Source organism: Streptomyces violaceorubidus (assembly GCF_000717995.1).
Classification (GTDB): domain Bacteria; phylum Actinomycetota; class Actinomycetes; order Streptomycetales; family Streptomycetaceae; genus Streptomyces; species Streptomyces violaceorubidus.
Genome location: NZ_JODM01000003.1, coordinates 206,183 through 225,238, shown reverse-complemented (window position 1 = coordinate 225,238; position 19,056 = coordinate 206,183). Strand labels below are relative to the sequence as shown.

The following is a 19,056-nucleotide window of genomic DNA, read 5'->3' as shown; positions in this document are numbered from 1 at the left end:
GCAGGGCCCACGGCCTTCGCACTAGGCTCCTGCGCTTTGGTGCCGGGCGGAGGAGGAGGGCAGTGGGTACGGGCTCGGGGCGGTTGTACGCGGCCGTCGCGGCGGGCGGATTCCGGCGGTACGCGACGTACCGGGCGGCCACGGCCGCCGGAGTGTTCACCAACACCGTCTTCGGACTGATCCTGGTGTACACCTACCTGGCGCTGTGGGACGAGAGACCGCAGCTCGGCGGGTACGACCAGGCGCAGGCGGTGACCTTCGTGTGGCTGGGGCAGGCGCTGCTGGCGGCGCTGGCGATCGGGGGCGGCGGGTTCGAGGACGAGTTGATGGAGCGCATCCGTACGGGTGACGTCGCCGTCGATCTGTACCGGCCGGCGGACCTGCAGCTGTGGTGGCTGGCGGCGGACGTGGGGCGGGCGCTGTTCCAGTTGCTGGGCCGCGGTGTGGTGCCGTTCGTGTTCGGGTCGCTGTTCTTCCCGGTGGCGCTGCCGCGGGAGGTGTCCGTGTGGGCGGCGTTCCTGGTGACGCTGCTGCTGGCGATGCTGGTGGGTTTCGCCTTGCGCTATCTGGTGGCGCTCTCGGCGTTCTGGCTGCTCGACGGCACCGGGGTGACGCAGATGGCGTGGCTGGCGGGGCTGTTCTGCTCGGGGATGCTGCTGCCGCTGAACGTGTTCCCGGGGGTGCTCGGCGAGGTGGTGCGGGCGCTGCCGTGGTCGTCGCTGCTCCAGGCGCCGGCGGACGTGCTGCTGGGCGAGGCCGACCCGCTGGGGACCTTCGCCTTCCAGGCGTCCTGGGCGGTGGCACTGCTGGCGCTGGGCCGGCTGGTGCAGTCGGCGGCGACGCGACGGGTGGTGGTCCAGGGTGGCTGAGGCGGCCGGGGCGGCTGAGGCGGCCGGGGCGGGCGAGGCGGCCGAGCCGGGGGTGCGGCGCGGGCGGGTCGTCGAGGGGGTGCGCGCGTACGGGCTGATCGCCGGGATGTGGATCAGGTCGACGATGGCGTACCGGACGTCCTTCGCGCTGACCACGTTCGGGAACTTCGCGATGACCGCGCTGGACTTCGTGGCGATCCTGCTGATGTTCTCCCGGGTCGACGCGCTGGGCGGCTACTCGCTGGCCGAGGTGGCGTTCCTGTACGGGCTGTCCGGGGTCTCCTTCGGGCTGGCCGACCTCTCGATCGGCTCCATGGAGCGGCTGGGGCGGCGGGTGCGCGACGGCACGCTGGACACCTTGCTGGTGCGTCCGGCGCCGGTGCTGGCGCAGGTGGCGGCGGACCGGTTCGCGCTGCGCCGGCTGGGCCGGGTGGTGCAGGGGCTGCTGGTGCTGGGGTACGCGCTGACGGTCGTCGACATCGACTGGACGGCGGCGAAGCTGCTGCTGATGCCGGTGACGCTGGTCAGCGGGGCCGGGATCTTCGCCGCGGTGTTCGTGGCGGCGGCGGCGTTCCAGTTCGTGGCGCAGGACGCCTCGGAGGTGTCCAATGCCTTCACCTACGGCGGTACGACGATGTTGCAGTACCCGCCGACGGTGTTCGCGCTGGACCTGGTGCGCGGGGCGACGTTCGTGGTGCCGCTGGCGTTCGTGAACTGGCTGCCGGCGAGCTATGTGCTGGGGCGGCCGTATCCGCTGGACCTGCCCGGGTGGGTGGCGTTCACGCCGCCGCTGGCGGCCGCCGCCTGCTGCGCGCTGGCGGGGCTGGCCTGGCGGGCGGGCCTGCGTTCGTACCGGAGCACGGGGAACTGACGGAGAGGGCGGAGACGGCGGACATGACGGACACGGCGGGCACGTCGGAGACGGCGGACAGGGCGGAGCCCGGGGCGGGGGCGGAGGCTTCGGCTGCGGTGGACGCGGTGGCGGCCTTCATCGAGCTGGACGGCGTCGAGAAGGTCTTCGACGTGCGCAAGAAGACCGGCTTCCTGAAGCGGGAGCGGCGGCGGGTGCGGGCCGTGGACGGGCTGTCGTTCACGGTGTCGCGCGGCGAGATGGTCGGCTACATCGGCCCGAACGGCGCCGGGAAGTCGACGACGATCAAGATGCTCACCGGCATCCTGACGCCCAGCGGCGGGCGGCTGCGGGTGGCCGGCATCGACCCGTCTCGGGAGCGGACCCGGCTGGCGCACCGCATCGGGGTGGTCTTCGGGCAGCGGACGACGCTGTGGTGGGACCTGCCGCTGATCGACTCCTACCGGCTGATGCACCGCATGTACCGCATCCCGGACGCCCGTTACCGCGAAAACCTGGACCGCTGTGTCGAACTCCTCCAGCTCCGGGACCTGCTGGACGTGCCGGTGCGGCAACTGTCGCTGGGCCAGCGGATGCGCGGCGACATCGCGGCGGCGCTGCTGCACGATCCCGAGGTGCTGTACCTGGACGAGCCGACGATCGGCCTGGACGTGGTCTCCAAGGCCAAGGTGCGGGGGTTCCTGCGGGACTTGAACGCCGAGCGCGGCACGACGGTGCTGCTGACCACGCACGACCTCCAGGACATCGAGCAGCTCTGCTCGCGCGTGATGGTCATCGACCACGGGCGGCTGATGTACGACGGCCCCTTGGCCGGCCTGCACGAGGCGGGGGAGAGCGAACGCACCCTCGTGGTGGACCTGGAACGGGAGTTGCCCCCGATCGAGGCGCCGGAGCCCGCCCGGGTGGTGCGGGTGGAGGGACCGCGGCAGTGGCTGGCGTTCCCGGCGTCGGCGTCGGCGGCGGGGCTGGTGGCGCGGATCGCGGCGGAGTACCCGCTGGTGGACCTGTCGGTGCGGGAGCCGGACATCGAGTCGGTGATCGCGAAGATGTACGCGGAACGCGCGGGCGCGTAGTGCCCGGCGCGGGGACCTCGTAGGCTGCTGTACATGACCGACGACGCCCCGGAACTCCGTGCTTCCGACGCCGACCGTGAACGAGTCGCCGAGGTCCTGCGCGACGCCCTCGCCGAGGGGCGGCTGGACATGACCGAGTTCGAGGAGCGGCTGGACGCCACCTACAAGGCGCGGACGTACGGGGAGCTGGCGCCGATCACCCGGGACCTGCCGGTCGGCACGGTGGCCGCGGCGCCCCGGGTGTCGATGACCAAGGAGCCGGAGCGGGACGGGGGCTGGGCGGGGCGGATCACCGGTGCGGAGGGTTCGTCGACCTGGGCGGTCGCCGTGATGTCCGGCTTCCAGCGCAGGGGCCGCTGGACGGTGCCGAGGCGGTTCAACTGCTTCGCGTTCTGGGGCGGCGGGGAGATCGACCTGCGCGAGGCGGACTTCTCGGCCGGCGAGGTCGTGATCAACTGCGTCGCGATCATGGGCGGGGCGCAGGTGATCGTGCCGCCGGGCGTCGAGGTCGTCGTGCGCGGCATCGGCATCATGGGCGGCTTCGACCACAGCGAGGAGGGCGTCCCGGGAGACCCGGGCGCCCCGCGCGTGGTCGTGACGGGCTTCGCCTTCTGGGGCGGCGTCGGCGTCGAGCGCAAGGTGACGCGGGCGGAGCGGCAGCGACTGAGGGAGGAGCGCCGGCAGGAGAAGCTGGAGCGCCGCGAGGCGCGGGAGCGGGACCGGCTGGAGCGCGGCTCGGGCCGCAGGGAGCTGGACGGCTCCCGCCGCGAGGGCCACGGCTTGGGCGACCTGCACGGCGGGGCCCGCGAACGGGAGCGGGAGCGGGAACGCGAGCGCCGCAGGGACACCTGAAGGACAGCGCCGGACCGGGAACGCCGGAGCGCGTCTTCCGGCCGGGGCCTGACCGGTGGGGCTGTGCCGCCGCTTGAGCGGGTCCGGACCGGCGTGGGTACGGCCGAGGGCGGCTTTCGCGGGCGGGGTCTGACCGGTGGGCTGCGCCGTCGGCTGTGGGGTGCCCGTGAGGGTGTCTGGGTCGAGTGGGGGCGGCCGAGGGCGGCATTCGCGCCCGGGGGTCTGGGGCGTGGGTTTCGTCGGCGTCGGTGCTGTGCTGGGGAGGGGCGGGTGCCGTTCCCGGGGTCGGCCGGTGGGCTGTGCCGTCGGCTGTGGGGTGCCCGTCGGGGCGGCTGGGTCGGGTGGGGGCGGTTGAGGGTGGCTTTCGCGGGCGGGGTCTGACCGGTGGGCTGTGCCGCCACTGGTGTCGCGCCCTTGAGGGTGTTCGGTCGGGGTCCGGCCTGGGTGTCGGGCCGGGTGGGGCGGTTTGAGCGCGCCTTCGTGCCCGGGGTCTGGGGCGTGGGTTTCGTCGGGGTCGGCGTCGTGCCGAACCCGGGAGCGACCGGGCGCCCCCCCGGGCCGCCCGGGGGCTATGCCGCCACCGGTGTCCTGCCCTTCAGGGTGTCCAGGTCGAGGGTCCGGCCCATGCGTGCGTACCCCTTGTCGCTGGGGTGCAGGTGGTCGCCGCTGTCGTACTCGGAGCGCAGCCTGCGCGGGTCGTACGAGTCGCGCAGGGCCTTGTCGAAGTCGACGACCGTGTCGAAGACGCGGCCGGAGCGGATCTCCTCGTTGATCTCCTGCCGCATCGTCTCGCGGACCCTGGTGTGGCCGCCGTGGCCGCCGAACGGCATGATCGTCGCGCCGACGACCCGCAGTCCCCGGGCGTGCGCCTGGTCGACGAGGGTGCGCAGGCCCGTGAGGATGCCGTCGCGGTCGGCGAGTTCCGGGCTGTTCAGGATGTCGTTGACGCCGAGGGCGATGACGACGGCCTTCACGTTGGTGCGCTCCAGCACGTCGCGTTCGAAGCGGCTCAGCCCGCTCGGGTTGTCGGCCGGGCGGCCCGACCTGCTGGTCAGGATCCGGTTGCCGCTGATGCCCTCGTTCACGACGCTGTAGCGGGGGGTGTCCCGGCCGGTGCCGGCCGCCTCGTGGAGGCGCGCGGCGAGGATGTCGGTCCAGCGGTGGTTGGCGTCGGTCGCGGAGCCGAGGCCGTCGGTGATCGAGTCGCCGAACGCTACCAGCGTGCCGTCGGCCTCGTGGCTCAGTACGTCCAGCGCGGTCAGGTAGCGCCAGTACGGTGTGGGTGTGGTGTACGCGACGGCGGTGACGTCGGCCGTGCGGTCGCCGTCGGCGAGGTAGCTGGTCTGACGGGCCTGCCGGTGGTAGGTCACCGGCCCGGACGGGACCGGGGAGTACGTGGTGACCAGGACGTTCGCCCCGTAGGGGATGGCGATGCGGGCGATGTCGCTCATCACCCGGCCGCCCGCCGGGATGATCACCCGGGTGCTGCCGCCGAAGGTCAGCACGCGCAGGGTGTCGGCGACCGCGGCGGCCGTGTCGGGCCCCGCGGCAAGGGCGATCGAGGCGTGCGTGACGGTCAGCGGCGACTGGCCGTACAGGTTGGACAGGGTGATCCGCGCGCTGGTGCCGCCGACCGAGGTGTGCACGACGTTGCGCACGGAGCGGCCCGCCATGCCGGTCGTCTCGGTGCCCGGCTCGGCCGCGGCCGGTGCGGTGGCCCAGGCGCCCACCCAGGCGCCCGTGGAGGCGGGGGCGGCGTCCCCTCGCGGGAGACGGCCTCCGGCCTGCAACGCGTGGTCCCTGGTGCCGTCGTCCGCGGACGCTCCGGCGTATATGGCCGCGGAGATCGCCACTATCAGGGTGACGATCGCCGCGAGCAGGGCACGGTGCTTGGTGGGAGGCGCCCCCGCACCCCCGTCACGACCCCGGGTCATGCTGTTCTGTTCTCCTCGGGCGAGGGGAGCCCCGAGGCTCCGGTCCGATGAACCCATGATGCGTCATGGGCGGGGGAAAGGCCGCAGGAGCCCCGGGCGTTCCCCCTCCCGGGACAGACGCCGGGAACTTGTGTTCCGTTCCGGGAGTAGGTCAGGAAGGGACAATGTGCGAGGGACGTATCAGCGAACGGTGGAGCGGATGGAACGCACGAAGGCGGATCTTCCCGAGGACGCGGGGTCGGCGGGTGGTTCCGGGGGTGCCGGCAGGGGTGCGGCGGTCCGCGACCGCGCGATGACGTCCTTCAGCCCGGCCGACGAGGTCAAGCGCCGCGGCGTGCGCCGGATGAAGCTCACCGCCACCGGTCTGCTGCTGTTCGTCGCCGTGGTCTACGTCCTGGCCGAGTGGGCCTCCCACCGGGGCGCGGGTGCCTGGGCGGGCTATGTGTCGGCCGCCGCCGAGGCCGGGATGGTCGGCGCGCTCGCCGACTGGTTCGCGGTCACCGCGCTCTTCCGCCACCCGCTCGGCATCCCCATCCCGCACACCGCGATCATCCCGAAGAAGAAGGACCAGCTCGGCGTCTCCCTGGGCGAGTTCGTCGGGGAGAACTTCCTCTCCGAGGCCGTCGTGCGCCAGCGGCTGCGTGCCGTCGGCATCGGCGGCCGCCTCGGTGCCTGGCTCGCCGTGCCGGAGCACGCCGACCGGGTGACGGCCGAGCTGTCCGCCGCCCTGCGCGGCGCCCTCACCGTGCTGCGCGACTCCGACGTCCAGGCGGTGGTCGGCGAGGCGATCACGCGCCGTGCCGACGCCCAGGAGATCGCGCCCGGCATCGGCAAGATGCTGGACCGGGTCGTCTCCGACGGCGGTCACAAGCGGGCCGTCGACCTGATCGTCTCCCGCGCCCGCGACTGGCTCGTCCTGCACGGCGACTCGGTGATGGACGCCGTACAGGGCGGGGCACCCGGATGGACCCCCCGGTTCGTCGACCGGAAGATCGGCGACCGGGTCTACAAGGAGCTGCTGCGCTTCGTCACCGAGATGCGCGACATGCCCGCCCACCCGGCGCGCGGCGCCCTGGACCGCTTCCTCACCGACTTCGCCGCCGACCTCCAGTCCGACACGGAGACCCGCGCGCGGGTGGAGCGGCTGAAGACCGAGGTGCTGGGCCGCGGCGAGGTCCAGGATCTGATCGCGTCCGCCTGGACGGCCGTACGGTCCATGATCGTCTCGGCGGCGGAGGACGAGCGCAGTGAGCTGCGGCTGCGGGTGCGCGCCTCGCTGCTGTCCCTGGGCGCCCGGATGGCCTCCGACACCAAGGTGCAGGGCAAGGTCGACCGCTGGGTGGAGGGCGCCGCGGTGTACGTCGTCACCACCTACCGCAAGGAGATCACCTCCCTGATCACCGACACGGTGGCGAGCTGGGACGCCGAGCACACCACGAAGAAGATCGAGGCGAACATCGGCCGCGACCTCCAGTTCATCCGCATCAACGGCACCGTGGTCGGCTCCCTGGCCGGGCTGCTGATCTACACGGTCTCCCGCATCCTGGGGGCGTAGCCTCCCCGCGCGGCGGGCGTGTTCCCTCCGGCGGCGGGCACACGTGAGGCGTTCGCTCGACGGAGAGGGAGCCATGACAGCACAAGCGTCGTCGTCGGGTTCGGTGCCCGCCTCCACCGGGACGGTCACCACGGCCGTCCCCGCCCGCCTGGACCGGCTGCCCTGGTCGCGCTGGCACTGGATGATCGTGATCGGGCTGGGCACCGTCTGGATCCTGGACGGTCTGGAAGTCACGATCGTCGGCAACGTCGCCGGACGCATCGCCGAGGACGGCAGCGGCCTGGACATCAGCTCCGCGCAGATCACCGGCCTCGCCGCCGCCCTGTACGTGGCCGGGGCGTGCTCCGGTGCCCTGTTCTTCGGCTGGCTGACCGACCGGCACGGCCGCAAGAAACTGTTCATGATCACGCTGGTGGTCTATCTGGCGGCCACCGCGCTGACCGCGGTCTCCTTCGAGTCCTGGTGGTTCTTCCTGTTCCGCTTCCTCACCGGTTTCGGCATCGGCGGGGAGTACGCGGCGATCAACTCCGCGATCGACGAGCTGATCCCGTCCCACTACCGAGGCCGGGTCGACCTCATCATCAACGGCAGCTACTGGCTGGGCGCGATCGGCGGCGCCCTGCTGTCCATCGTCATGCTGGACACCGACATCTTCGCCAAGGACGTCGGCTGGCGGCTCAGCTTCGCCCTCGGTGTGATCCTGGGTCTGGTGGTGCTGCTGGTGCGGCGGCACGTCCCGGAGAGTCCACGCTGGCAGTTCATCCACGGCCAGGGCGAGAAGGCGGACGCCCTCGTCTCCTCCGTCGAACGGGAGATCGAGCGGGAGAAGGGCGAGGAACTGCCGCCGCCGGCCGGTGAGATCACCATCCACCAGCGCAAGTCCATCGGCTTCGGCCTGATCGCCAAGACCGTCTTCGGCCGCTACCCGCGCCGCGCGGTCCTCGGCCTGTCCCTCTTCATCGGCCAGGCCTTCCTCTACAACGCGATCACCTTCGGCTTCGGCACCATCCTCATCACCTTCTTCGACGTGCCGACCGGCAGCACCGGCTACTACTTCGCCGTCATCGCCGCCGGCAACTTCTGCGGCCCGCTGCTCCTCGGCCCGCTCTTCGACACCGTCGGCCGCCGGATCATGATCTCCGGCACCTATCTGCTCTCCGGCCTGCTGCTCTTCGGCACGGCCTGGCTCTTCGACCGGGGCTCGCTCACGGCGACGACCATGACGGCCTGCTGGTGCGTGGTGCTGTTCTTCGCCTCGGCGGGCGCCTCCAGCGCGTATCTGACGGTCTCCGAGATCTTCCCGATGGAGACCCGCGCCATGGCCATCGCCTTCTTCTACGCCCTCGGCACCGCCGCCGGCGGTATCAGCGGCCCGCTGCTCTTCGCCGACCTGACCGAGTCCGGCGTGGTCGGCGACACCGTCCTGGCCTTCCGGATCGGCGCCGGGCTGATGTGCGCGGCCGGTCTGGTCGCGGCCTTCCTCGCGGTGAAGGCGGAACGCCGCTCGCTGGAGGACATCGCGGAACCGCTGTCGGCGGCACCGGACACCTCCGGAACGGCGGACTCCGCGGCGCGGACCGGCTAGCGTCGCACACGACGCCCACCCGATCCGGCACCTACGCCGAGGAGCCCCCGATGAGCATCCGCAGGATCGTCCCCAACATCCACGTCGAGGCCGAGGGGCAGTGGAACACCAGCCGCGAGTTCTACGGCCTGCTCGGCTTCGAGGAGGTCATGGACATGGGCTGGGTCACGACCCTGGCCTCGCCGTCCAACCCCACCGCCCAGATCAGCCTCTTCACCGAGGAGCGCACCGCGCCCGTCGTCCCCGACCTGAGCGTCGAGGTCGAGGACGTCGACGCGGTCTACGCCCAGGTGGTCGCGTCGGGCGCCGAGATCGTCCGGGAACCGCGCGACGAGGAGTGGGGCGTACGGCGCTTCTTCGTGCGCGACCCGAACGGCCGGGTGATCAACGTACTCACCCACCGCTCCTGACCGGCGCCGCGGGCGCTCAGGCGCGCCGGTCGGCGACCGCCCACGAGGCCAGGGCCACGGCGCCCGCCACACCGAACACGGCCGGCCAGGCGCCCACCTTCTTGGCCAGCGGGTGCGACCCGGCGAAGCCCGCGACATACGCCGCCGTCAGCGCGCCCGCGGCCCCGCCGCCGGCCCGCGCCCGCCACTGCTGCGCGGCGGCGGCCCCGGCCACGGCGAGCACGGCCCCGCCGAGCTCCCGCTTCCCGGTCCAGCGGGCCACGCCGTACCCGCCGACGAGACCGCCCGCGGCGACCACCGCGCTGGGAACCTTCGCCATGTCTGCCTCCTGCTCCGCCGGACGACTCCGGCCGTACCGATATGTCGGGACCGAGGCTAATCCCCGCCCCTTTCGGCCGAACACCGAGCCCTGATCGTGACACGAGCGGGTATCCGCTCCGTTGGGGGAGTCGAACACCCGGAGGAGACCGATGACCACGCAGCGTCCCGGCACGTACGACCCGCCCCGCAGCCGGACGATCACGGTGGACGGCGCCCGCGTCGCCTGCTGGGAGTCGGGGCCGCCGGACGCCGAGCCGGTCCTGCTCCTGCACGGCTACCCCGCCGACCACCGGTGCTGGCGCCACCAGGTCCCGCCGCTGTCCGTCCGCCACCGGGTCATCACGCCGGACCTCCTCGGCTGGGGCGCGTCCGACCGACCCCTGCACCTGTCCTTCGACTACGACACCGAGGTCGCCCGGCTCGGCCGGCTCCTGGACGCGCTGGAACTGGACGCGGTGAACCTGGTCGGCCACGACTACGGCGGCTTCCTCGCCCTCGGCTTCACCGAGAACCATCCCGGCCGGGTCCGCAGGCTGGCGCTGCTCAACAGCCGCGCGCACGCCACCTTCACCCGCCGCTGGTACGCCGTGTTCAGCCTGATCAGCCTCGCCGGACGCAGCCCCGTCCTCCGCCGCCCGGCCCAGCTCCTGCCGTACGCCGCCCTCCACCGCCGTTCCTTCGCGCCCCTCGTGCGCGCCGGCCACCTCGACGCCCGCGTCCTGGACGGCTACCTCGACTGGATGGCCGCACCCGAGGGCCGCCGCTGGCTGCTCCACTACTTCGGCGACTACCGCACCCCGGCCCGCCCCGAACTGCGCCGGCGACTGCGCGACATCACCTGCCCGACGGCGGTCGTCTGGGGCCGCGCGGACCCGTACCTGAGCCCGGCGATCGCGACCGGGCTGGCCGGGGCCGTGCCCGGCGCCGAGCTGACGATGCTGGACGACGCCGGCCACTGGGTGATGGACGAACGCCCGGCCGCCGTGACGGAGGCACTGGGCCGACTGCTGGAACGAACCCCCTCCAACGGGTGAGACGCAGGTCACAAGCGGTCCCTGCCGCGGCCTGTCACATCGCGCCGTCGGCGTCCGTCGTAGCTGTGTACGGCCAAGGACGAACAAGCGACGACGGAGGAACCCACGATGGAAGCGCGTCTCGACCTCTTCACCAACCCGCTCGCCGGCAAGCTGCTGCGGCACATCAACTCCGCGGGCAAGGCCGTGTCGGACTCGACGCTGCCGGCCGCGACCCAGGAGCTGGTCAAGATCCGCGCCAGCCAGATCAACGGCTGCGGCTTCTGCCTCGACATGCACACCAAGGACGCCGCGGAGGCGGGGGAGACCTCGCTGCGCCTGAACCTGATCGCCGCCTGGCGGGAGGCCAAGGTGTTCACCGACGCGGAGCGCGCCGCCCTCGAACTGACCGAGCAGGGCACCCGCATCGCCGACGCCTCGGGCGGAGTCACCGACGAGGCCTGGGCGAACGCCGCGAAGCACTACGACGAGGAGCAGCTCACCGCCCTGGTGGGGCTGATCGCGGTCATCAACACCTACAACCGTCTCAACGTCATCACCCAGCAGCCGGCCGGCGACTACCGGCCGGGGATGTTCGGCTGAGGCCGGCACCGCCACCGGCCGCCGGCCGCCCTCCCCGGCCCCTGGTCCCTGGTCCCTGATCCCGGGTCCCGGCGCCCGCCGTCCGCCGCTCAGCCGGCGTGCAGCAGGACCGGGAGCCGCTGGTGGCCGTTGCTGATCAGGGAGGCGACCGGCGGCAGTTCCTCGGCCGGGTCGGCGAGGCGGAGGTCCGGGAAGCGGCCGAAGAGGCTCTCCAGCGCGAGGGTCACCTCCATGCGGGCCAGCGGCGCGCCCAGGCAGAAGTGGACGCCGTGGCCGAAGGCGAGGTGCTCCTTGAGCGTGCGGGTCGCGTCGAAGGTGTCGGCGTCCTCGTGCCAGTCCGGGTGGCGGTTGGCCGCGGCGTACGAGGCGAGGATCGCCTCCCCGCAGGCAGCCGCATCACCCGGCGGGCGTCCGGGCCGAGGGTGTCCGTGGGAGCGGTCGCGGCGATGACCACGCTCTCCAGGCGCACGTCCTGGCGCGCGCGGATCCGGCCCCCGGTACGGACGTAGGGCCGGACCGTGTCGGGATCGCGCCGCGGCCCGCTCATACCGGTGAGCCGCCGTCCGCGACCGGCACGCGCTCCTCCGTGGCCAGCTCGTGCCCCACCCGGGTGGCGAGCCGCACCATGTGGTGGGAGATCAGCCCGACGTCGGCGTCCGGACCGGTCGTGCACACCGACAGCATGGTGTTCTTCGCGGCGGTCGTCGTCAGGCCGATGCAGCCGACCGACTCGATCAGCAGCTGCCGCATCCCCGCACCGCCGGTGAACTCGTCCCAGGCCTTGCCGGCCGCGCGCAGCGCCGCCGTCAGCGCGGCGAACTTCTCCCCGTCGTCCTGGCCGATCGTCCGGGTGCGGGCCTTCAGCAGACCGTCGCTGCTCATCAGCACGGCGTACCGGACGCCCTCGACGCTGCCGAGTTCCTGGTCCAGCAGCCAGCCCAGGCCGTTGGTGTGTGTGTCTTGCACGATCAGTGTCCTTCGTCGTCAGCGGCGTCGTGGGGGGTGGTGCGGGCGGCGATGCGGGTGGTGTGCGTGGCGGTGTGCCCGGCGGGACGGGAGACGTCGGCGGAGGCCGGCGAGGACTGCTCCCCCTCCCGGCCGCTGCGGGTCCCGGCCGCCCAGGCGGCGGCTACGGCGGGACGGCCGGGCTCGGCGTCGTCGGCGGCGGCGGGGCGGCGCGCGGGGGTGGGCGCGGGGGTGGGCGCGGTGGAACGCCGACAGACGGTCAGGCCGCCGGCGGTGGTGGTCACGGGGGTGGGGGTCGCGGGGGTGGGGGTTGCGGTCACGGCGGGGGAGCCGATGACGACCGGGCTCTCAACAGGCCGGAGCGGACCGGTGTCTCCCACGGTCACGCCGCGCCGCGGAGCCGGCGGCGAAGCGGAGGACGGCGAAGGCGCACGACATGGATCTCCCAGGAACACGCGAGGGCCGGTACGAGCAGGGGGCGCCGATGACGCGGACTCGAAACGGAACGGGACCGCGCGTCCCGATGCGCCTCGAACTCCCGTATCCACGACCGGCGTTCGACGTACGGAAAGGGACCATACCGCTTGTGCTCACGTTGTGCTCATGCCACGTGCCGGGCTCGTGACCACGACTCGGCACCACCGGGGGTTTGACGCGAAAAATGCCCGGATGGCAGACGAACTGCATTGGCTGGAAAGCGAGTTGGATCGAAAGACGGCGCGCTGGTAGAGGCGCGGCGCCCCGCCCCGCGCCGCGCCGCCCCGCCCCGCGCCGCCCCGCCCCGCCGCGTCACGACCCGGAGCTCAGCTGGTCCGTGATCTCCTTGATCCAGTCGGCCTTGTTCGCCGGGTCCATGAGGCTCGCCTCCCAGGTCGGCCGGTCCATCCCGTGGTCGTCGGGACCGGCCTTGAGCACGACCAGCAGATCCATGGCGGACCGGCGCAGCTCGGGCTCGGTGTCGGGACGCGAGAGCATGCCGTAGAGCTTGTGCGCCGCCAGCTGGCGCTTGTACCGCGAGATCTTCTTCCACGCCTTCATGGCGTGCTTCAGCGATTCCCAGGTGGGCAGGGCCTCCGGTACCTCCTCGCCGTGCGGCGTGTAGAGCTCGGGGTGGTGGGCCTCCTGGAAACGCCCGTAGCCCGACCGGACCCCCTTGTAGGCGGCGACGCCGACGACAAGGCCCGCCCCCACCGCGGCGATGATCCAACCGGCCGGGTTGGACGCCAGGGCCCCGGTGGCGACGACGGCCACGGTCGTGATGCCGCCCGCGCCCTTCAGGCCCTCGCCCAGGCCGCCGCCCACCGCCTCCTTGGCGCCCTTGGAGGCCATCTTCCGCCTCGCCAGCTTCTTGGTCCGGTTCACGGTCCTCGCGTCGTCCACGGCGGCGAGGTGGGCGGTCTTGGCCTGCGCCTCGCGATGCGCCGCCGCCTCGTAGGCGGTCGCGGCGGCGTCGAGCGCCTCGTCCCACCCCTCCCGCCGGCGACCCGCCTCGGCCTGCGTCTCGAGCGCCACGACCGCGTCGTACGCCTCCTTGGCGCGCCGCTCCTCGGCCTCCCACGCGGTCTTCAGCGTGTCGAGCCTTTCGGCGTGGGCGACTTCGGCGTCCGGGAGCTTGCCCAGGCCCCGGAACTTGCGGATCGCCCCGCCGCTCTTGAAGACGGCACGCATGCTCTTCGCCAGACCGGCGACGCCGCTGAGAACACCGCTCGCCTCGGCCGAGGCCGCGGTGCTCGCCACCCCCTGGATCTTGACCGCTTCCTTGGCGACGGCGCCCGCGTTGGCACCCGTACTGAGGACGCTCACGCCCGCGTCGCCCGCCTTGACCTTGGCCTTCTTCCGCGCGCTGTGGAACCCGGCCCCCGTCCTCCTGCGCAGGGCCGTCCGCAGGTTCCGGAACGCGTCCGCGACGCTTGCCCCGAGCGCGAGGAGCTCCGCACCGGCGCTCAGCGACGCGCCGGAGACCCCCACGGCGGCGGCGTCGTGCTTCAGGGCCTCGGCGCCCGTCCCGCCGCCGGTGTCCGGCGTCGGCGCGTTGGCCGCCCTCTCGGTGGCCTCCTGGCCGAGGCCCGCGGCGGTGGGGGCCTGGACGCCCTTGCCCAGGGCGTCCACGGGATCGAGGAGCCGCTTGCCCTGGTCCGCGTTCTCGGCGACCGCCTTCAGGCGATCAGTCCTGACCTCCGCCCTGGTCTCGGCGGCGGCGCGTTCTCCGGAGCGGCGTGCCTCCTCCTCCGCGGGGGGTGCCGTCTCCTCGGCGGGAGGCGCTGTTTCGTCGGCGGGGGTGGTGCGGGTGCCGTCCTCGTCCCCGGCCGTGCCGACGCGTTCCCAGGGGCCGGCGCCGACTTCCGCGTACCGGATGCCGGAGTCGGAGCCGCGCCGGGTGAGGTCGGCACGGCCGGGCCGGACGTCGAGGTCGGAGTCGCGCCGTGTGCGGCCCGAGGAGGTGAGGCGGGCCGCGAGGCCGGCGAGGCGAGCGTCCCTGGCCGCCCGCTCCTCGGGCGCGAGCGTGACCTCCTCGACGGTGGTGCGTGCTTCCTCTTCCTCCGCGACGGTGGCGCGTGCTTCCTCGCCCCCCTCGACGGCGGGGCGGGCCGCTTCTTCCTCTTCGACGGCGGTGCGTGCTTCCTCCACCACGGGCGGGCGTGCTTCTTCTTCGAGGCGGCGGCGTCGATCCGCCTCCGCCGCCGCCTCCGCCTCCGCCGCACGGCGCAGCCGGTCTTCTTCCGCCGCTGCCGCCTCGGCCGCCGCGATGCGCTCCCGCGCCTTGGCCGCCGCCGCTTCCGCCCCCGCGCGACGCCGTCGCTCCGTCTCCGCCGCTTCCGCCGCGGCTGCTTCCGCCTCTTCGAGGAGGCGTGCTCCTCTTGCCGCCGCTTCGCTCGCCGCCTTCTTCGCCGTACTGCGGTTGCGCGCCGTGGCCGCCGCGGCCTCCGCCCCCGCCCGTACCCGCCGTCGCGTCTGCGCCGCCTCCTCGGCCGCCGCCTTCTCCTCCGCGGCGCGCCTCGCGGCTGCGGCCTGTTCCCGCAGGGCGGGGTCGACCGCCAAGCCCTGGGCGCCGGACTCGGAGCCGCGCCGGGTGGGGCCGGTGACGCCGGGCCGGGCGCCGGAGTCGGAGGCGCGTCGCGTACGGCCCGACGGCGTGAAGCCGGCCGCGAGGGCGGCGCGCCTGGCGGCGGTGGCCTGTTCCCGCAGGGCGGGGTCGACGTCCATGCCGTCGGTCCCGGACTCCGAGCCGCGCCGGGTGGGACCGGCGGGGTCGCGCCGGGTGCCGGGCGCGGAGCCGGGGCGGTCGGTGCCGGGCCCCGCGGTCCGCTCCAGGGTCCTGCCCCTTGCCCGCTGCACCGTGGCGCTCGCCGCCTGGTTGCCGACGCTGGACTGGAATCCGAGGAAGGCCTGCTCCGCCGAGGTCCCGGACCCCGACGAACTCCCGGTCCGCCCTTCCTCCCGGCGCTGCCGGGCCGCTGCCAGGACGGCTGCGGAGGGCCGTTCGGAGCTGCGCTGGACAGGGGCGTTCATGGACAAACCTCTCCTGCTGCCGGACCGGGCCACGCGAAGGTAGCCGGGCACGGCGAACAGCAGGGGTGCGGCGGGAAAACACTCCGGGGACCCGTGCGGAACGCGTCACGATCGCCGGTGGTGAGCAAGTGCCGTACGGGAAGGGCGACATGATGGGCCACCGGTAACGAGCCGTCGGCCGGATGCGCGACGGCACCGGTTCAGCACGCCAAGTCGCTGAAACCTCCCGACACGCTTGCCCGTTGTCCGGACCCTGCGCGTCGTCGGCCGCTTCTCGTCCGGGACCGCACCGGAACCGGGCCTCCGTCCATGAGACTGAGCTCCTTCGCCCCGACTCCCGGCACAACCGATCCGGCCCGGGCCACGGGCCGGTACGCCGGGTCCTCGTGCGTCATGCCCAGCGACGAGGAGCGCGGGGTTTACGGCTGCCACTCGCGTCTGATCAGCCCGTACACCCAGGAGTCGGACACCTCGCCGTCGACGACGCAGTCCTCCCGCAACGTCCCCTCGCGCACGAACCCGACCTTCTCCAGCACCCGGGCGGACGCCACGTTGCGCGTGTCCGCCTCGGCCTGGACCCGGTTCAGGTCCAGCGTGTCGAAGGCCCACGTCAGCAGGGCGCGCGCGGTCTCCGTCGCGTAGCCGTGGCCCCACATCGCCTCGTCGAGGCAGTAACCCAGCGACGCGCTGCGGTAGACCGGGTTCCACTCGACCAGGCAGCACCAGCCGACGAAGGCCCCGTCGGACGCCCGGTCGACGGCCACCCGCACGCCGGTGCCCTCCTCCGCCATCTCCCGGCACCTCTCGACGAACCGCCCGGCACGAGCCCGCTCGGCCCACGGCGGGGAATCCCAGAAGCGCATCACGCGTGCGCTGCTGTGCAGGGCGTAGAGCCGGTCCGCGTCACCCTCGACAAAGGGGCGCAGCCGCAGGCGGGGGGTGTGGAGGGTGGGGGTGGCCAGAGTCATGGGGGCCATCCTGCGCCCTTGCGGAGTCGGCGGGACACCGAATTTCCGTCCCGCGCCTGTGCGACGTGACGGAGAACGACGGCGCCGTCGAGGCGTCCCTGTGGAACTGGGGCAACGGTGGATGCGCGACCTCGCCGAGAGGAACGCGGCCACGGACCGAGCGGTCCTGATGACGGCCCCTGCGCGGAGGACGACCTTCAGCGGTTCTACCTCTAGCGCGACGTGAGTTCATCCGGCAGTGCTCCACCGGTCGGCAGGATGGTGCGGGCACGTTCGACTTGACGGCAGTCTGACAGCCCACATCCCGCGGGCGGCTCCGCACGGGGCCGCCCGGCCGCCTACCCCACGGGCAGCCGCAGCTGGGGAAGTCCTGGATGCAGCAGCCGCTGTCCGTCGCCGTCCACCCGCAAGGTGTACGTCTGCGGCCCGGGCCGCCCCGCGGCGTCGAAGGCATCGACGAAGCGCTCGATCCGGCTCCACAGCTTCACCGGACCGCTCTCCCGGACGCTCCAGTCCCCGCCGTCGGGCGTGAGCGTGGCGGCGGAACCGGAGACCGAGTCGATGAGATGCACCACCCCGTCAGTGGTGACCATTTGTGCGTCCGGTACGGCGCTCTGGGCAAGGAACCGAAGATGGAAGGCATCCTCGGTCCCAGCCGTGATCCGGTCGGGGGCGTGCCGCGCGGACCGCGGTGCCCCAGGCAGCCCCGCGGCCCAGTCGGCGGGATTTCCGTACGCCGGTGCCGTATGGGTCCGGGCGGGCATGAAGGAGATGGTCCCTGGCAGCAAGGCCCCCTCGGCGGTGCCGTCCCCGGCGACGGTGAGCAGGACGCGGGCGTTGCCGTAGAGCCACCCCGACAAGGGGAGCAGGACCTTCCCACCCGGGCGGGTCTGCCTGAGCAGGGCGAGCGGCACGGACCGGAAGGAACAGGCGGCCACGATCCGGTCGAACCACGCCTCGGGCCAGTATCCGTACATCCCGTCGGCCCGGGCGAGAGACGGTGTGTAGCCACAGCCGTAGAGGACGTCGGCCGCCCCCCTCAGCCGGGCGGGGTCGACCTCGACACTGGTCACGTGGGACGAGCCCAGCCGTTCGCAGGCGAGCGCGGTCGAGTACCCGGTCCCCGTGCCGATCTCCAGGATCGTGTGCCCTTCGGAGACATCCGCGTCCGACCACATGCGCAGGACGAGTGAGGGGAGCGTCGACGATGACGTGGGCGCTCCGCCGTGCCGGACGGCCGGCCGCTCCCAGTCGGTCTCCTCGCCGTCGAACTGGGTGATCAGGGTGGTGTCCGAATACGAGGCGGCCAGCCATCGTCCGTAGTCGAGCTTCGACGTCACGGGCTCCCACACCGTCAGCCCTTGCCCGTCGGGTTCGTCGGCGGGGAGGTAGAAGCCAGGCACGAAGACGTGCCGGGGCACGTTCCCCGCGGCCACGAGCCAGGCCGGGTTAACCGGGCGCCCGGCACCGGCTGCGGCGAGGCTCTTCACCATCGCCGCGCGCAGCGCCCCCGCGTCGTTGTCGAGGTCGGTAGGCAGAGTCATGAGCTGCCGCAGGTCCCTTCCGCGCTCAGAATGTCGGCGAAGGCCTCGGTGATCGCGGGCGCGTCCGGAAGCCAGCCCCACTGCCCGTTCGGATTGCACTCGATGGCCCACCAGTCGTCCGGAGCGCTCCCGTCACCGGTGAGCGCGAAGTCGAAGCACCCGAAGACCAGACCGGAGGCGGCCAGATAGCCGTGCAACGCGGTCTCGACGACCGCGGGGACGGCGACGGGGGTGTGCACCAGGTCGTTCCAGTCACCGCACCGCCAGTCGAGAGCACCGCGCGGGTCGGTGATCCGCTGGGCGAAGACGCGCCGACCGACCACAGTGGCCCGTACGTCACCGACCTTCGGAACCTCGGCCTGGAAGAGATGCGCCGTCACCGAGAGGGAGTCGTCGAAGTCCTCATGGTGAACGCGTTGAGTCCAGATCGCACCAGCACGACCGTCCTCCCCGGGCGGTAGCCCTCGAAAGGTCTTGCAGACGACGGACGGATGTTCCTCGCTGAACTCCCGTGCTGCGACAACGTCGTTGGTGACGAGCGTGGTGGGAATCCGCAGCCCGAGCTCGACGAACGCCTTGAGCTGGCCCGGTTTGAACTCGGCACGAGCCACCGCCGCCGGGTGGTTGACGTACACGGCGGAACACAGGCTGTGCAGGACGCCGTCGAGTCCGTGCCTTGCTTCGGCCGTCGCGAACTGGCGCTGCTGCCGCGGCAACCGTGCGAATCGGCTCCCGTAGGGAGTGGGACGCCGATAGTAGACAGCGCCGATTTCCTCCAGCTCCACCTCTCGGCTCTCGGTACGCAGCGGCCCGCTCCAGGATGGGTCGTGGGCGTCGAGCCGGAACCCGAAGGTCAGTCCTGATCCGATGTCGGCGGGATCAACCCTTACAACGGGCACCTCACGCTGGTTCAGCGCGGCGACGACCCAGTCAGCGGTCACGTCTTCCAGGGCCGTGACCACCAGGACGGTACGGGCCATCG

The 19,056-nt window shown here is 72.8% G+C and carries 17 protein-coding genes and 2 pseudogenes; 9 read left to right on the top strand and 10 right to left on the bottom strand.

The window, feature by feature from the left end:
• Positions 1 to 62: 62 nt before the first annotated feature.
• From IE94_RS0107625 to IE94_RS0107610, 4 genes are read left to right on the top strand one after another with little or no spacing between them, the layout of a single operon-like run.
• Positions 63 to 869, top strand: a complete 807-nt coding sequence (locus IE94_RS0107625; protein WP_063829705.1) for an ABC transporter permease — start codon at positions 63 to 65, stop codon at positions 867 to 869.
• On the top strand, positions 862 to 1,740 hold the full coding sequence (locus IE94_RS0107620) for an ABC transporter permease (RefSeq protein WP_030180104.1): 879 nt from the start codon (positions 862 to 864) through the stop codon (positions 1,738 to 1,740). The genes IE94_RS0107625 and IE94_RS0107620 overlap by 8 nt, the downstream gene beginning before the upstream one ends.
• Positions 1,741 to 1,763: 23 nt before the next feature.
• A complete protein-coding gene (locus IE94_RS0107615) occupies positions 1,764 to 2,813 on the top strand; it encodes an ABC transporter ATP-binding protein (RefSeq protein WP_030180101.1) in 1,050 nt (349 codons plus the stop codon).
• 33 nt (positions 2,814 to 2,846) lie between these two features.
• Entirely contained in the window at positions 2,847 to 3,665 is an 819-nt protein-coding gene (locus IE94_RS0107610; protein ID WP_030180098.1) for a DUF1707 SHOCT-like domain-containing protein, read from the top strand.
• A gap of 569 nt (positions 3,666 to 4,234) precedes the next feature.
• Here IE94_RS0107610 and IE94_RS0107605 read toward each other — a convergent pair.
• Positions 4,235 to 5,599, bottom strand: coding sequence for an SGNH/GDSL hydrolase family protein (locus IE94_RS0107605; protein ID WP_030180095.1), 1,365 nt, complete (start codon positions 5,597 to 5,599; stop codon positions 4,235 to 4,237).
• A gap of 199 nt (positions 5,600 to 5,798) precedes the next feature.
• Here IE94_RS0107605 and IE94_RS0107600 point away from each other — a divergent pair, with 199 nt between their 5' ends.
• The 3 genes from IE94_RS0107600 to IE94_RS0107590 all read left to right on the top strand — a co-directional run bounded on the left by IE94_RS0107600 (position 5,799) and on the right by IE94_RS0107590 (position 9,149).
• Entirely contained in the window at positions 5,799 to 7,154 is a 1,356-nt protein-coding gene (locus IE94_RS0107600; protein WP_030180092.1) for a DUF445 domain-containing protein, read from the top strand.
• Between the two features lie 73 nt (positions 7,155 to 7,227).
• Positions 7,228 to 8,739, top strand: a complete 1,512-nt coding sequence (locus IE94_RS0107595; RefSeq protein WP_030180088.1) for an MFS transporter — start codon at positions 7,228 to 7,230, stop codon at positions 8,737 to 8,739.
• Between the two features lie 50 nt (positions 8,740 to 8,789).
• A complete protein-coding gene (locus IE94_RS0107590; RefSeq protein ID WP_030180086.1) occupies positions 8,790 to 9,149 on the top strand; it encodes a VOC family protein in 360 nt (119 codons plus the stop codon).
• Between the two features lie 16 nt (positions 9,150 to 9,165).
• Here the strand turns inward: IE94_RS0107590 and IE94_RS0107585 are convergent, their stop codons facing one another.
• Complete coding sequence (locus IE94_RS0107585; protein ID WP_030180082.1) at positions 9,166 to 9,468, bottom strand: hypothetical protein; 303 nt, start codon at positions 9,466 to 9,468, stop codon at positions 9,166 to 9,168.
• A gap of 151 nt (positions 9,469 to 9,619) precedes the next feature.
• Here IE94_RS0107585 and IE94_RS0107580 point away from each other — a divergent pair, with 151 nt between their 5' ends.
• Both IE94_RS0107580 and IE94_RS0107575 read left to right on the top strand, forming a co-directional pair.
• On the top strand, positions 9,620 to 10,504 hold the full coding sequence (locus IE94_RS0107580) for an alpha/beta fold hydrolase (protein WP_030180079.1): 885 nt from the start codon (positions 9,620 to 9,622) through the stop codon (positions 10,502 to 10,504).
• Positions 10,505 to 10,612: 108 nt separating this feature from the next.
• Positions 10,613 to 11,086 carry a carboxymuconolactone decarboxylase family protein gene (locus IE94_RS0107575; RefSeq protein ID WP_030180078.1) on the top strand — a complete coding sequence of 158 codons (474 nt, stop codon included), beginning with the start codon at positions 10,613 to 10,615 and terminating at the stop codon, positions 11,084 to 11,086.
• Positions 11,087 to 11,175: 89 nt separating this feature from the next.
• On the opposite strand, the pseudogene IE94_RS37765 reads toward IE94_RS0107575, so the two are convergent.
• The 8 genes and pseudogenes from IE94_RS37765 to tgmB form a co-directional block, all read right to left on the bottom strand.
• Positions 11,176 to 11,478 (bottom strand): annotated as a pseudogene (locus tag IE94_RS37765) (cytochrome P450); the annotation flags it as partial.
• Positions 11,475 to 11,633 (bottom strand): annotated as a pseudogene (locus IE94_RS35275) (DUF742 domain-containing protein); the annotation flags it as partial. The pseudogenes IE94_RS37765 and IE94_RS35275, both read right to left, overlap by 4 nt.
• Positions 11,630 to 12,052, bottom strand: a complete 423-nt coding sequence (locus IE94_RS0107565) for a roadblock/LC7 domain-containing protein (protein ID WP_030180075.1) — start codon at positions 12,050 to 12,052, stop codon at positions 11,630 to 11,632. The gene IE94_RS0107565 and the pseudogene IE94_RS35275, both read right to left, overlap by 4 nt.
• A 2-nt stretch (positions 12,053 to 12,054) precedes the next feature.
• Positions 12,055 to 12,336, bottom strand: a complete 282-nt coding sequence (locus tag IE94_RS40565; protein WP_030180072.1) for a hypothetical protein — start codon at positions 12,334 to 12,336, stop codon at positions 12,055 to 12,057.
• Positions 12,337 to 12,841: 505 nt separating this feature from the next.
• Positions 12,842 to 15,562, bottom strand: a complete 2,721-nt coding sequence (locus IE94_RS0107555) for a hypothetical protein (protein WP_030180070.1) — start codon at positions 15,560 to 15,562, stop codon at positions 12,842 to 12,844.
• Between the two features lie 419 nt (positions 15,563 to 15,981).
• Positions 15,982 to 16,530, bottom strand: a complete 549-nt coding sequence (locus tag IE94_RS35270; protein ID WP_030180068.1) for a GNAT family N-acetyltransferase — start codon at positions 16,528 to 16,530, stop codon at positions 15,982 to 15,984.
• 338 nt (positions 16,531 to 16,868) lie between these two features.
• Positions 16,869 to 18,074 carry an ATP-grasp peptide maturase system methyltransferase gene (gene tgmC / locus IE94_RS0107545; RefSeq protein WP_030180065.1) on the bottom strand — a complete coding sequence of 402 codons (1,206 nt, stop codon included), beginning with the start codon at positions 18,072 to 18,074 and terminating at the stop codon, positions 16,869 to 16,871.
• Complete coding sequence (gene tgmB / locus IE94_RS0107540) at positions 18,071 to 19,054, bottom strand: ATP-grasp ribosomal peptide maturase (RefSeq protein ID WP_030180062.1); 984 nt, start codon at positions 19,052 to 19,054, stop codon at positions 18,071 to 18,073. Before tgmB ends, tgmC begins: the two co-directional genes overlap by 4 nt.
• Between the last annotated feature and the right edge of the window lie 2 nt (positions 19,055 to 19,056).